This window comes from Nonomuraea jiangxiensis (genome assembly GCF_900099965.1).
In the GTDB taxonomy this organism is placed as follows: Bacteria; Actinomycetota; Actinomycetes; order Streptosporangiales; family Streptosporangiaceae; genus Nonomuraea; species Nonomuraea jiangxiensis.
Genome location: NZ_FNDJ01000020.1, coordinates 73,646 through 87,548 on the forward strand (window position 1 = coordinate 73,646; position 13,903 = coordinate 87,548).

Genomic DNA, 13,903 nt, shown 5'->3' on the forward strand with positions numbered 1-13,903 from the left:
ACCCCGCCAGGACGCCCCGCCGGCGCACCCTCCCGCCGGCCCATGCCGACCTCACCCGCCGACCTCACCCCACCGACAACCCGCGCCCAGCCGCACACCCCCCGCCCACAGTCAGCAACCCGCACCACGCCGACCACATTCGCCAACAACCCGCACCGACCGCACCCCGCCCACGGCTCATGCGACCCGCCATCCCCACCACCGGCCAGCGGCCTCACCCGCCGGCCGGGGCGAGGACCGGGGGCCGAGAGCCGGGGCGGTGGGCTGGGGCGGTGGGCTGGGGCGGTGGCCGGGACAGGGCGCCGGGACAGGGCGCCGGGACAGGGCGCCCGGGCGCGGGCTGGAGAGGTGGGCCGGGATGGAGGGCCGGGGAGGTGGGCCGGAACGGAGGGCCGGAACGCGGGCTGGGGAGGTGGGCCGGGATGGAGAGCCGGGATGGAGGGGTCAGGGGCTTGGGGTGCCGGTGCCGGTGCGGCCGTGGCCGGAGAGGACGTCCTCCAGGGTGGGGCGGGGCTCGCCAGGGGCGCGCGGTCCCGGCTGGGCGAGTTGGATCAGGACGCCGTGCGCCTCCTTCGGGTGCAGGAACACCTCCCGCCACCGGGCATCCGCCCGGTTGAGGCCGTGGAGCCGGTAGCCGCGTGCCGTCAGCCGCGACACCGCCGCACCCAGGTCGCTGACGTGGAAGTTCAGATGGTGGACGCCACCCCTGCCCCTGGTGAGCTCGAAGAAGCTGTCGAAGAACGTCGACCCGGCCAGCGGCTCCATGAGCTCGACCTTGCCCCCGTTCGCGTACGTGAGCTGCAAGGTGCGATAGCCCGCGGCCCGGTTGTCGCCCCCGCCGCCCAGGTGCCGCCCGCCGAGCAGGTCGCGGTAGATCGGCAGCAGGTCCCTGATCCGGGGAGCGGCCACGGCCGTGTGGTCGAAGGCCACGTCGAGGCCGTCGAGTTCGAGGTCCAACGCACGACTCCTTACGTCAAGCGATCCAGGAATCCTAGAACTTCATTCTAGCTGTCGACTCGCGGCTCACCCTTGACGCCGGATGATGTGAGGAGCAGCATCTCAGAAATAGATTCTAGAGCTTGCTTCTAGAACCTGTCACGGGGGTCCAGCCCGAGCAGAAAGGCTGAGCCATGAGGCCGTCCTACGTCCGTGAGCTCGACGAATATCCCACCGGCGCCCGTCGCATGAAGATCCTCACCATGGCAGTCCTCGCCATCCTCATCGGCTCGTACGAGGGACAGATCGCACCAGTCGTGCCACTCCTGCTCAAAGACCTCCACATGTCGCTGGAGACGTACGGCACCGTGTCCGGCGTCGCGGCGGTGGCCGGCGCGATCGCCTCCATCGTGGGCGGCAGGCTCACCGACCGGCTCGGACGGGTGCGCCTGCTCATCCCGCTCATGGCCCTGACGGCCGTGTGCTGTTTCGCTATGACGCTCGTGCACAGCCCGCGTGACCTCCTGATCGCGCGGATCGTGCTGGCCTTCGTGGACGGCGTGGCCATGGCCAGCACCGCACCGCTGATCCGCGACTTCTCACCACGCCTCGGACGGGCTCAGGCGTTCGGCTTCTGGACGTGGGGCCCCGTCGGCGCGAACTTCCTGGCCGCGGCCGTCGCGGGCTGGACCCTGCCGATCTTCAACGATTCGTGGCGCTCGCAGTTTGTCATCATGGGGTGCTTTTCGCTGGTCATCTCGGTCGTCATCGCGTTGAACATCGCGGATCTGTCACCCGAGCTGCGAGCGAGGATCCAGCTCACCGAACGCGCCGCCACCGAGGTGGCCGGCCTGCGGCAGGCGCCCAAGCTGCGCTCCCTCTTCGCCAGGCGGAACATCTGGGCACACGTGGTCGGGATCTCGCTGTGGCTGGTGCTCTACATCACACTGTCGCTCTTCGGGCAGACGATGCTGGTCGACGCGCTCGGTATCAGCAGTGCGGAGGCTTCAACGATCATGGCGGCATTCTGGAGTCTCAACCTGATCACGTTGATCGTAACAGGCCGCGTGTCCGACCGTACCCAGCTGCGCAAGCCGTTCTCCCTCGGCGGAACCATCGCCGCCGTGATCGTCACGGCCTACCTCGCCGTCTCACTCGGGCAGGAGAACATGTCCACCGGCACGCTCATGGTGACCGGCGCCCTGCTCGGCGGCTCGCTCGGAGTGGCGTACGCGCCGTGGATGGCCAACTACTCCGAGGACGCCGAGGACGCCGACCCGCGACTGCAGGGCACGGCCTGGGGGCTGTTCGGGTTCCTCAGCAAGGGCATCGCCGTGGTCGGGCTGCTGATCATCCCGCGCGTGGTCGGGGCCACGAACTGGCAGACGTGGCTGTTCGTGGCGCTGGGCTGCCTGGTTCTGTTCATCCCCGCGATCCTGCTGTTCAATGGGCCTTGGCGGCGGGCCGCGCGTGCTCCTCTGCCCTCCGCCGTCGGGGAGGTCAAAGGATGAGCAAGCTGTCGAAGGTCGCCGATTCCGATCTGCGCGGCCTCGGCGACCTCGACATCGACGACGTGCTCGCGTACGTCCACCGCGACCTCAAGCGGCTGCCCGACTACACCGAGCTCTACCGCCGCTACCTGAGCCAGCGCTGGAACGTCTACGACCTGGACTTCTCCCGGGACGCCGTCGACTGGCGGGAGCGGATGTCCCGCGAGGAGCGGGACGCGTTCGTGGGGATCTCGGCCGGATTCCATCACGGGGAGCGGCAGGTGGAGGTGGAGCTGCCGGTGTTCATGCTGGGCGGCTCCGAGGAATCCAAGATCTACATGTCCAGCCAGATCGAGGACGAGGCCCGGCATACGGTGTTCTTCGACCGGTTCTACCGCGAAGTGGTCGGCCTCCCCGGCGACTCGGTGCAGGCCGTGCTGGACGCCTCGTTCGAGCACGTGTCGGAGACGTTCGTGGGGCCGTTCGGGCTGCTCGCCTACCAGGCCGACGAGCTGCGGAAGGATCCCGAGGAGCCGGCCGCGCGGGTGCGTTACGGGACCACGTACTTCCTGTGGATCGAGGGCGTGCTGGCGCTGACCGTCATGAAGATCACGCTCACATACTGCCGGGAGCGGGGGTTCCTGCCCGGCTACTACACCGGCTTCACCGCCACGTGCCGCGACGAGGCCAGGCACGTGCAGTTCGGGATGCGGTTCCTGCGCGATTCCGTACAGGAGGATCCGCGGCTGCTGCTCCAGATCCACGAGACCCTCCGTACGCTCCTCGCCATGAACAGCGCCACCAGCCGCCGGCTCGATCTCCAGTCGCTGGGCTGGACGCCGGAGGAGGTCAAGCGCCTGATGATCCGGCAACTCCGGATGAAGCTGGTGGATGTGGGCATCACCCTTCCGCCGGATATCCAGGACATGGTCTCCGGGATCACACCTGAGATCGCCGGAGGCTGACGCATGCGCTTCTTCACCCCCGAATGGGCTGAAACCGTACGCGCCGCCGTCGACGCCGGGCCGCCCCGGGAAGACAAACTGCCGGAATACTGGAGCTGGATCGACCGCGCCCGCACCGCCTACACCGCCACGTGGGCGCTGGGGGTGCGGGAGACGGGGCTCTACCTGGTGCTCGCCTGGAAGGACGGCAAGTGCGTGGACGCCGCGATCAGCGGCGATCCCGGGAGCGCCGACTACGTGCTGACGGCCGGTTTCGCCACCTGGCGGGAGCTGCGCGAGGGCGCCGATCCCGGCCAGGCGGTGATGTATCGGCGGTTGCGCCTGGAACGGGGCAACGTGCTGGCGTTCTTCCGCGTGATCTACTTCTTCGTCGAATCCCTGGCCGCCCTGTCCCGTGTCCCTGCCGAACCCTGAGCTCCCCTGCTCCCGGTGAGCCCGGCCTGGGTCATCGCTCAGGCTTTGGGCAGCTCTGTCCTGATCCAGTCGGTGACGGAGGTGTGGCGAGGACGCCAGCCGAGCTGTTCGCGGGCGCGTTCGGCACGGACCCGGCTGTTGGAACCGAGGGCGAACAGGGCGAGTTCGTGGCCCCATTCGCGGACCGCGGCGGCGGCGTCCCATTCCTCGACCGGTCCCAGGCCCAGGGCCTCGGCGATGGCGTCAGTGACGTCCGCGAACGACGCCTCGCCGTTCTCGACGAAGTAGAAGGACCCGGCGGGGGCCGATTCCAGTGCGAGCAGGTAGAGGTCGGCCATGTCGTCGATGTGGACGTTCGACCAGATGTTGCGGCCGGCCCCGATCCGGCGGACGACTCCGCTGGCGCGCGCCTGCCGTACCAGGGCCGGGATCTGTACGCTGTCGCGCCCGAGCCCGCGCCCGTGGCCGTAGATCAGCGTGTTGCACAGGACCACCGAACGGACCCCACGATCCGCGGCCGCCCGGACGTATCGGTCGATCTCCACCCGAGCCTGCTTGTCGTCGGCGGGCCGCCAGGCAGAGCCCTTGTCGAGGATGTCCTCCTCGAAGACGTCACCGGAGGCCGCGCCGCGCGAGTCGGAGCCCACGATGCTCGATCCGCTGGTGTGCAGCAGCGTTTTGCCCGACCCCGCGAGCGCCTCGACGAGCGCCTCCGCCGCGCCCCGGTGATCGCTGTCGGCCGCATTGACCACGGCGTCGGCGGCCTGCGCCTGCTCGCCGAGCAGGTCGCGGTCGTCCAGCGTCCCGAGCACAGGGGTCACGCCCAGGCGCCCGAGCGCCTGCGCCTTCTCGGCGGTACGGACCAGGCCGGCGACCTGGTGGCCGGCCCGCAGCAGCCGGTCGGCGACCGAGCCGCCGATGAACCCCGTGGCACCGGTGACGAACACCCGCATGCGACAACCCCGATCCATGCATAGACGTTAGTTGTATATGCATAGATTGTATGAGCATGTTACCTGTGTCAAACTGCTCGGCGAAGGAGTTGATGATGCCGCCGACCACCCCGCGCATCGAGCTGCCGTCGGTCCTGGAGGGCCGGTGGCAGGCGCTACGCCGCCTGAGATCCGCCGTCGATGACGCACTGGACCGGGCACTGCAGGCCGAGCACGGCATCTCCGCCTCCGAATACGCCGCCCTGGCCGCCCTGGCCTACTCCGACGACGGGGGCCATCTGCGCCAGCAGGTGCTCGCGGACGCGATCCCGCTGCAACAGAGCTCGCTCAGCCGCCTGGTCTCCCGGCTGGAGCGAACGGGCCTGACCGAGCGTTTCCACTGCCCGACCGACCGGCGCGGGGTCTATACGCAGATCACCGACCGGGGACGCGAGGTCGTTGCCGCGGCACGCACCACCTATGTGGCCGTCCTCGAACGCTCCCTCGCCGAAGCCTGCGGCGATCCCGAGCTGGCACCGCTCGTCGAGCACTTCCGCCACGCGTAGCCGGCGCCCTTGAGAGGGGCGACGCGGTGGCCGCGCGCCGGTCGCGGCGGCGCGGACCATGACGATCATGTCACCCGGCGACGTCACGACCGACCTGCGGCCGAAGAGTGGGGCGCCCAGCTCATGCTTCTGGGCGCCGAGCGGACCTCAGCAGGGAGTCTCGAAGAACTCGGGATAGGACCCGCGCGTGCCCACCCAGGTCTCGTCACCGACGCAGTTCTCGTACTTAATCCCGACCAGCGTGGTACGGGTGGAATCGCTGTAGTAGTACGTTTCGCAGTGGAAGTCGATCCTGCAGGCACGGGCGTGCGCGGGCGAGCCGAGCACGGTGAGGGTGCCGACGGCGAGGAGAACGGCTAACAAAGTGCGGCGAATCACAGGATCCCTCCTGAAGTAAGCGCTACTGCCCTCGATGATTGATCACCGCGGCCTACAGATCAATAAGGCCGGCGGTATGGCCTGCATCCCGTAGTACCTCAGAGCTACACGAAAGGTGCCATCCACAGTGGGTCGCCGGCTGGTAGTGGCGACCCGTACCTTCGAGGTCCGAGCCCGACCCCCGGCCTGTAGTGCGTCGATAGGCTGGCCATTCACCGAAAGCGGGCCAGAAGGGATGCGGGTCGAGGTGGGCAGGCTGCGACGGCTCCCGGGCGCCTTACGTGCGGACTTGTGGGCGACGGCCCCCGACCCGCTCCCCCGTATGGCGGGGCCGCGCTGGTCGTCCCGGCTCCCGCACGTCCTGGTCATCCTGTACGCGCTGGTCATGGGCACGTTCCCCAACGCGGCAGGGGTGGACCCGACGGTTCCGCTGCTCGCCATGGTGCAGGCCGCGATCCTCATGATCGCGATGTCGTACCCGCTGCCCGCCTGGTGGGCGTCGATCGTCGTCATGGTCATCGGCGCCAGGTCGGGTGCGACCTACCTCCAGCAGAGCCTGAGTTTCCCCTGGATGGTGAACTCGTCCACGTCCGTGATGTCGGTCGTGCATGCCTCCCCTGTGACTTTCCCGTGGACGGGCTCCGGCATCGCCCTGCAGGCCGGAGTGCTGTTCCTGCTGGCTCTCCGGGTACGCCCGCGCGTCGCGGCCGCGTCGCTGGCGATCACCACGCTGGTGGGAGTGGGGTGTGTGGTGTTCCTCCCCAAGGCCAACTGGAGTGGCGATGCGGTGCTGGCCCTGCCGGCCTACGCGGTCGCGGTCCTGGTCGGGGTGGGGGTACGCCTGCTCAGGACGACGCGTACCCGGCTGGAGGCCCAGGAGGAGTTGACGGCCGAGGAGCGTGCGCGCCGCACCCTGCTGGAGGAGCGCAGCAGGATCGCCCGCGAACTGCACGACGTGGTCGCGCATCACATGTCGGTGATCTCCATTCAGGCGCAGGTGGCGCCGCACCTGGTGGACAACCCGCCCGACGAGCTGAAGGAGAACCTCGCGGGCATCCGCGGGAACGCCGTCGCGGCGCTCACCGAGCTCCGCCGCATCCTGGGCGTGCTGCGCGCGCAGGACGCACCCGGGGACGCGCCTCAGCCCACCCTCGACCGCCTCGACGACCTGCTCGCCAACGTACGAGCCGCGGGGGTCGAGCTCACCGCCGAGACCACGGGCGAACCGCGGCCGCTGTCGCCCGGGGTGGAGTTGTCGGCGTTCAGGATCGTGCAGGAGGCACTCAGCAACGCCATGCGGCACGCGCCGGGCGCGCCGGTGACGGTCCAGCTGGGTTACCGCCCCGCCGCCGTCACGATCCGAGTGGCCAACGCCGCACCCGCCGCGGCGGTGCCGCGCTCGCCCGGCGCGGGGCACGGACTGCTGGGGATGCGCGAGCGCGCGGCCATGCTCGGCGGCGATCTGGTCACCGGGCCGACGCCGGACGGCGGCTACGAAGTGAGCGTGTTCCTGCCCGTCGATTCGCAGAAAGGCATCGAGGCCACTCCATGACGAGCATCCGCGTGCTCATAGCCGACGACCAGATCATGGTCCGTCAGGGCTTCACCGTGCTGCTCAACGCCGAGCCCGGCATAGAGGTCGTCGGCCAGGCCGTGAACGGCCTCGACGCCGTCGCCAAGGTCGCCGAGCTGGAGCCTGATGTCGTGCTCATGGACGTACGCATGCCCGAGCTGGGCGGCATCGAGGCGACCCGCCGCATCGCCGGCCGGCCGGGCACCGCCGTGAAGGTCCTGGTCCTGACCACCTTCGACCTCGACGACTACGTCTACGAGGCGCTGCGCGCGGGAGCCTCCGGCTTCCTGCTCAAGGACGCGTCCGCGGCCGATCTGGCCCACGCCGTCCGGGTGGTGGCGGCCGGGAACGCCCTGCTCGCCCCGAACGTCACCAAGCGCCTGATCGCCGAGTTCTCCCGGATGAGCGGAACCCCGCGCATCCCGCTGAAGGAGCGCGTGGGCGACCTGACCGAACGGGAGACCGAGGTCTTGTCGCTGATCGCCCAGGGCCTGTCGAACGCGGAGATCGCCGAGCGCCTGGTGGTCGCGGAGCAGACCGTCAAGACGCACGTGAGCCGGATCCTGGTCAAGCTCGGGTTGCGCGACCGAACCCAGGCAGCGGTCTTCGCGTACGAATCGGGCCTGGTGCGCCCATCAGGCTACTGAGGCTCCCACCGCCCGACCCCGGGGGGCGGGCGGTGGGCCGTGGCTCTGCCGCACCGTACGCAGGAGTGGAAGATCTCCCGCTGGATCAGTCGCGGTGCAACTTCCGGTACGTCACGCGGTGCGGGCGGGCGGCGTCGGCACCCAACCGCTCGATCTTGTTCTTCTCGTAGTCGGCGAAGTTCCCCTCGAACCAGAACCAGTTCGAGCCCTCCTCCCACGCCAGGATGTGGGTGGCGATGCGGTCGAGGAACCACCGGTCGTGCGAGGTGATCACCGCGCAGCCCGGGAAGTCGAGCAGCGCGTTTTCCAGCGACGACAGCGTCTCCGTGTCGAGGTCGTTGGTGGGCTCGTCGAGCAGCAGCACGTTGCCGCCCTGCTTGAGGGTGAGCGCGAGGTTGAGCCGGTTGCGCTCGCCGCCCGACAGCACCCCCGCCTTCTTCTGCTGGTCCGGCCCCTTGAACCCGAACGCCGCGATATACGCCCTGGACGGCATTTCCACATTGCCGACCTTGATGTGGTCGAGCCCGTCGGAAACGACTTCCCAGACGTTCTTGTTCGCGTCGATGCCGCCTCGGCTCTGGTCCGCGTAGGAGATCTTGACCGTGTCCCCGACGATGATCGAGCCGCTGTCGGGCGTCTCCCCACCCGTGATCATGCGGAACAGCGTGGTCTTGCCCACGCCATTCGGGCCGATGATGCCGACGATGCCGTTACGGGGCAGGTCGAACGTCAGCCCCTCCATCAGCAGCCGGTCGTCGAAGCCCTTGGTGAGCTCCTCCGACCTGATCACCGTGGTGCCCAGGCGCGGGCCCGGCGGGATCTGGATCTCGTCGAAGTCGAGCTTGCGGAACTTGTCGGCCTCGGCCGCCATCTCCTCGTAGCGCTGGAGACGGGCCTTGCTCTTGGTCTGGCGGGCCTTCGGATTGGACCGGACCCACTCCAGCTCGTCCTCCAGCCGCTTCTTCCGCTTGACGTCCTTCTGCCCCTCGACCTTGAGGCGCTGCGCCTTGGCCTCCAGGTAGGTGGAGTAGTTGCCCTCGTAGGCGTAGGCGCGGCCACGGTCGAGCTCCAGGATCCAGCCAGCGACGTTGTCCAGGAAGTAGCGGTCGTGGGTGACGGCCAGCACCGTCCCGGCGTATTTCTCCAGGTGCTGCTCCAGCCACTGAACGCTCTCCGCGTCCAGGTGGTTGGTGGGCTCGTCGAGCAGCAGCAGGTCGGGAGCCTCCAGGAGCAGCTTGCACAATGCCACCCGGCGGCGCTCACCACCGGACAACTTGGTCACATCGGCGTCGGGCGGCGGACAGCGCAGGGCGTCCATGGCCTGCTCCAACTGGCTGTCGAGATCCCAGGCGTTGCGGTGCTCCAGCTGCTCCTGCAGCTTGCCCATCTCTTCCAGCAGCTCGTCGCTGTAGTCGGTGGCCATCTGCTCGGCGATGTCGTTGTAACGCTGGAGCATCGCCATCGTCTCGGCGACACCCTCCTGAACGTTGCCGAGAACGTCCTTCTCCTCGTTGAGCGGCGGCTCCTGCTGGAGCATGCCCACCGTGAAGCCCGGCATGAGCCTCGCCTCACCATTGGACGCCTGCTCCAGGCCGGCCATCATCCGGAGCAGCGTCGACTTCCCCGTGCCGTTCGGCCCCAGGACACCGATCTTGGCTCCGGGCAGGAACGACAACGTCACGTCGTCAAGCACAACCTTGTCGCCGTGCGCCTTGCGCACGCGCTGCAGCGTGTAGATGTACTCCGGCATGCCCTCTAGCTTAGGGGCTCCCAACCCGGGCTTCCGCCGCTCCTCCCCACTCGACCCCCAGCCGATCTACGACAAGCAACCCCCTGACCCAACCACCCACCCCCGCACCCCACCCTCCATCCCCGACCTCACCCTCCAACGCCCCCACCCTCCACCCTCGAACCCACCATCAAACGCGCCACCTTCCGACCCCGAACCCCACCCCCCAAAGCCCCACCCATGGTGCAGGAGCTGCTGGAGGCGGCGCCCAACCTGAAGGTGCTGGCTCCGACCCCGAACCCCACCCTCCAACACCCCACCCACCGACCCCGCCGTCCACCCTCCGTCCCAGAACCCGCCCTCCAACGCCCAAAACCCCACCAGCCGACGACCAGAGCACCAGCAACCCGGCCCATCGCCACCGAACACCCTCGTCAAGCACACCGACCAAAACCGGACCATCACCAACTCGACGCCCACGGCCACCTAGCCCTCCCGGCACGCGCCAACAGCCCGGACCCGGCTACCCAACCCCGACACCCACCACCCGCCGGACAACCCCACAGGCACCCACCGGCCAAGACAGAACACCAACCACCCAACACCCACCGCAATCGAGCATCCCCGCCACGCACCAACAACCCGAACCGGCTACCCAACCCGACACCCACCGCTCGCCGGACACCCCACAGGCACCACGGAGCAGAAGCTCACGCACCACCAGGCCCCGGGGATGGAGAGTCGACCAGCTCGCAGGACGGAAAGCCGATCAGCCCGGGGAACGGGAAGCCGACCAACCCGCAGGACGGAAAGCCGATCAGCCCGAGGAATGGGAAGTCGACCAGCCCGCAGGACGGAAAGCCGTCGGCCCAATGGACGGAGAATCGACCAGCCCGCAGGTTGGAAAGCCGTTCAACCTGAGGAACGGAGAATCGACCAACCTGCAAGCAGGAAAGCCGCCCACCCGAGGGACGGAGAATCGTTCAGCTCGCAAGGTGACGTGTCGTTAGCCGGGGTCAAGGGTGGGGTCTTTGGGGAGGGGGCGTGGGGGTGGTTGGACGGCGGGGATGCAGACGCGGTTGCGACCCAGTTCCTTGGCCCGATACAGCGCCAGGTCGGCGGCGGCCAGCAGGTCGATCAGGTCGTCGCCATGGACGCTCATCAGGGCGACCCCGGTCGAGATGGTGATCTTGATCGGGGCGTTTTCAGCGGGGATGGCCATGTGGCTGATGCGGGTGCGGAGGCGTTCGGCGACTTGGCGGGCTTCATCGGTGTCGGCGCCCGGCAGGAGGACGACGAACTCCTCGCCGCCGAACCGGCCCACCACGTCGTATTCACGCAACTGGCTGCGCAACGTGGCCGCCACCCCGGCCAGCACCTGGTCGCCGACCAGGTGGCCGTGGGCGTCGTTGACGCGTTTGAAGTGGTCGATGTCGATGATCAGGAGAGCCAGAGTGTCACCGGTGCGGCGGGCTCGGACTATCTCGGTGTCCGCCTCGCGTTGCCAGGCGGCGGCGTTCAGCAGGCCGGTCTTGGCGTCCGTACGGGCGGCGGCCTGGAGTTGGGCGTGGAGGAGGCTACGTTGCAGCAGCACCACGGGTGGCAGGGCCAGCACCAGCAGGGCCAGGTTGAGGCCGCAACCGATCGAGACCGTGACCCCCAGGCACAGCTCGACGATGTCCAGCAGCACGCTCTCCCTGTCCCACAGCACCTCACGCCAGGGCCTGTCCGGGTTGGCCATGTGGGCGGCGAAGGCGATGAGGGCGATGTTGAGCAGGGAGAAGAGCAAGGCCGCCAGGACAGCGAAGCCGATCGTCGAGCCGCTCCCCTGCGAGAGGGCCCGGGGGTCCTCGACGAACCAGTGGAACATGAAGGACGCCGTACATCCGGCCAGCCCGATGGCCGCCGAGCTGAACACCCGGCGGTAGATCACCGTGGCGCGCACACGCACCTGGAGCAGGATCTGCAGCACTATCGGCGCGAACAGCGCATAGACCGGGGGCAGGAGCAGCGCGACCGGCAACCACCACGCCGACAGCAGGTCGCGTGACACTCCAGCGGGCATACCCAGCCGTCTCGTGGCCTCGATGCAGACGGCGCCGCCGCCCATGAGTGCGGTGAACGTGAGCAAGTCGCGCCACTGGAACACCGTGGTTACGGTCAGGAGCATGATCGCGACGAGATCTAGAGCGACTATGACGCACAAATAGATCACTAGCGCGCGGCGTTGCCCGAGCAGTGGCCAGCGGCCAGCTCGTGTTGACACACCGTCGCGAGACTTGACCGAGGCGTGACTGGTCGCCGCCATCTCGTCTCCTCTCTGACTAACGATGTGTAACACAATAATTGCGGAGTGTGCGATGTGCGATGGAAACCGCTACGTTGGCTAGCACGACACCTGCTCAATCCGCGAGCGGGCCGTGCTGGAAAGGAGCAGCCATGGTGCGGGGCGTGACCTGGACCTGACCGATGCTCTAACCATCTGACACGGGCAGCACACCATCGGCCGCCGCCCTCCGGGTGCCAACGGATCCGCCCGGTGCCCCCCTCCACCCCGGCCTCCCCGTGTGCCTCCCTCAGCCCTCGCCACGACCGCCCCCACTCCGCGCTCTCACCCACGCCCAGCCTTCTCTGCGGTCTCACCCCACGCCCGACCTCGCTCCGCGATTTCGCCGAACGCCCGACCCCACTCGACGGTCTCACCCAACGCCCGACCCTTGCTCTGCGGTCACGCCGAACGCCCGACCTCACCCGGCGGTCTCACCCCACGCCGGCCTCCCTCTGCGCTCTCACCCCACGCTTAATCTCACCCCCGGTCCCACCCCAGGCCCGACCTCACGCCGCCGCTTCCACACAGGTCCTTCAAGACTGCTGCTCGCTAGCGCGACTGCGCGCCGCGGCCAGCGCGGCGACGGCGACGGCGACGCGCAACGGCTCGCTCCGCCCCCTACACACCCAGCGTCCCTAGCACCCTCTTGCGCACCCCGGCCGCCCTGCGCCCCCTTTCCACACCGGTTTCGACCCTGCTTTCTCGGCTCTTGGGCACCGCCACTGCGCTGCCTTCCCACGTCGCACCGGCTCTCTCCGTTGCCTTCAGCGCCCTTGCACGAGCTAAGAGCAAGGGGGTAGTCGCAGAGGGCGCGTCCAGATGCGGGTGGGGTGATCGTGGGCGTGTCGCTAATGGTCGGTGTGGCCCTCGCCTCGACACGACCGGCGAGCGGGATGCTCGTGCGACGGCCGGGATGCCGCACGCGAGGGCCGGGATGCTTGCGTGTGAGGGCGGGGCACCAGAGTGGTGGTCGGTGCCCCGTTGCGTGCGTCCTGGGGCTTCTACGCTGCTGCTCGCTCCTCCAGGGCTATTCGCCCGGGGTTTCGGTCCTGCTCGTCATCGCCGTCGCTGGGCGCTTCCTCTGCGCCCAGGATGCGAACCGTGTCGCCGTCCGGGAGCAGCGAGCGCATCGGGTCACCATCGCCCAACGCGCGTACGGTGCCGTTCTGCTCGTCCAGGGCACGGGAGGTGGCGGCTTCCGTGCCCTGGGCTCGTGCCGGGTCACCTTCGGTGCTTGCGAAAGCGTCCGTGCTGGTGAGGTCGGCGTGGGTGAGGCTCCGGAGGTTGCGAGAGCCCATTGCCCAGTCTCGGGTTTCCTCGTCGAGGCGCTCGCGCATCTCCTTACTCACCAAGCCCACCCCGCCGCCCCGCTCGGGCTTGGTGAATACGCCGCTGCCCCAGCGCAGGTCATGGCCCACCGCGCTGGCCTCCACCTCGGGCATGAAACGACGATCACCCTCCGGGCCGAACTCGCGGATGCGTAGCTTGCCCGACACCACTACCGGATGTCCTGCTCGTACGGAGCTCGCGACGTTTTCGCCCAGGGCTCGCCAGCAGCGGACGGTGAAGCAGACCTTGTCGCCGTCCGTCCACTGCCCTGTCTTCCTGTCGAAGTAGCGGTGTGCGGTGAGCACCTTCAGTGAAGTGACCCTGGTGCCGTCGTCGAAGCTGTATTGCCTCGGCTCTGCCGCCACGTTGCCGGTGAGCGTGATGTAAATGTCGTTCATCCCGTGCCTCCCATGCGGCGGGCCGGCTGCCCGCGATCTGGGAACACGGTGCCGTGGGAGGGCGAGGCGCCGGGCTGTGGAACGGGATTCTGTGGACGACGGGCGAGCGATCGGCCAAGACTGTGGACGAGGGACGGGTGTTCGGCCAACGCTGTGGACGAGGGACGGTGTTCGGCCAGCGCTGTGGGCGAGTGAACGATGGCCCAAGGGTGTGGGT

The 13,903-nt window shown here is 68.6% G+C and carries 12 protein-coding genes; 6 read left to right on the top strand and 6 right to left on the bottom strand.

Annotation, left to right across the window (positions count from 1 at the left end; genetic code table 11):
* Positions 1-444 precede the first annotated feature (444 nt).
* A complete protein-coding gene (locus tag BLS95_RS36320) occupies positions 445-957 on the bottom strand; it encodes a VOC family protein (RefSeq protein ID WP_176993574.1) in 513 nt (170 codons plus the stop codon).
* A gap of 173 nt (positions 958-1,130) precedes the next feature.
* Here BLS95_RS36320 and BLS95_RS36325 point away from each other — a divergent pair, with 173 nt between their 5' ends.
* Genes BLS95_RS36325 through BLS95_RS36335 form a run of 3 tightly spaced genes read left to right on the top strand, consistent with a single transcriptional unit; the run spans position 1,131 to position 3,805 of the window.
* Positions 1,131-2,447 carry an MFS transporter gene (locus BLS95_RS36325; protein ID WP_090942278.1) on the top strand — a complete coding sequence of 439 codons (1,317 nt, stop codon included), beginning with the start codon at positions 1,131-1,133 and terminating at the stop codon, positions 2,445-2,447.
* Positions 2,444-3,391, top strand: a complete 948-nt coding sequence (locus tag BLS95_RS36330) for a ferritin family protein (protein ID WP_090942281.1) — start codon at positions 2,444-2,446, stop codon at positions 3,389-3,391. Before BLS95_RS36325 ends, BLS95_RS36330 begins: the two co-directional genes overlap by 4 nt.
* Before the next feature lie 3 nt (positions 3,392-3,394).
* A complete protein-coding gene (locus tag BLS95_RS36335; protein ID WP_090942284.1) occupies positions 3,395-3,805 on the top strand; it encodes an SCP2 sterol-binding domain-containing protein in 411 nt (136 codons plus the stop codon).
* 38 nt (positions 3,806-3,843) lie between these two features.
* Here BLS95_RS36335 and BLS95_RS36340 read toward each other — a convergent pair whose 3' ends face one another.
* Positions 3,844-4,776, bottom strand: coding sequence for an NAD-dependent epimerase/dehydratase family protein (locus BLS95_RS36340; protein WP_218136156.1), 933 nt, complete (start codon positions 4,774-4,776; stop codon positions 3,844-3,846).
* 38 nt (positions 4,777-4,814) lie between these two features.
* Here BLS95_RS36340 and BLS95_RS36345 point away from each other — a divergent pair, with 38 nt between their 5' ends.
* Positions 4,815-5,303, top strand: coding sequence for a MarR family winged helix-turn-helix transcriptional regulator (locus tag BLS95_RS36345; RefSeq protein ID WP_245765489.1), 489 nt, complete (start codon positions 4,815-4,817; stop codon positions 5,301-5,303).
* 147 nt (positions 5,304-5,450) lie between these two features.
* Here the strand turns inward: BLS95_RS36345 and BLS95_RS36350 are convergent, their stop codons facing one another.
* The gene (locus BLS95_RS36350) at positions 5,451-5,681 is read right to left on the bottom strand and encodes a DUF6289 family protein (protein WP_090942290.1); all 231 of its coding nucleotides are present in this window, start codon (positions 5,679-5,681) and stop codon (positions 5,451-5,453) included.
* A 322-nt stretch (positions 5,682-6,003) separates the two neighbouring features.
* Between BLS95_RS36350 and BLS95_RS36355 the strand changes: the two genes are divergently transcribed.
* Both BLS95_RS36355 and BLS95_RS36360 read left to right on the top strand, forming a co-directional pair.
* Complete coding sequence (locus BLS95_RS36355; protein ID WP_245765490.1) at positions 6,004-7,233, top strand: sensor histidine kinase; 1,230 nt, start codon at positions 6,004-6,006, stop codon at positions 7,231-7,233.
* Positions 7,230-7,901 (top strand): response regulator, encoded by a 672-nt coding sequence (locus BLS95_RS36360; RefSeq protein ID WP_090942296.1) that lies wholly within the window; start codon positions 7,230-7,232, stop codon positions 7,899-7,901. Before BLS95_RS36355 ends, BLS95_RS36360 begins: the two co-directional genes overlap by 4 nt.
* An 85-nt stretch (positions 7,902-7,986) precedes the next feature.
* Here BLS95_RS36360 and ettA read toward each other — a convergent pair whose 3' ends face one another.
* The 3 genes from ettA to BLS95_RS36375 form a co-directional block, all read right to left on the bottom strand.
* Positions 7,987-9,651 carry an energy-dependent translational throttle protein EttA gene (ettA, locus tag BLS95_RS36365; protein WP_090942300.1) on the bottom strand — a complete coding sequence of 555 codons (1,665 nt, stop codon included), beginning with the start codon at positions 9,649-9,651 and terminating at the stop codon, positions 7,987-7,989.
* Between the two features lie 985 nt (positions 9,652-10,636).
* On the bottom strand, positions 10,637-11,800 hold the full coding sequence (locus tag BLS95_RS36370; protein ID WP_245765491.1) for a GGDEF domain-containing protein: 1,164 nt from the start codon (positions 11,798-11,800) through the stop codon (positions 10,637-10,639).
* Between the two features lie 1,160 nt (positions 11,801-12,960).
* Positions 12,961-13,686, bottom strand: a complete 726-nt coding sequence (locus BLS95_RS36375; protein WP_090942306.1) for a single-stranded DNA-binding protein — start codon at positions 13,684-13,686, stop codon at positions 12,961-12,963.
* Between the last annotated feature and the right edge of the window lie 217 nt (positions 13,687-13,903).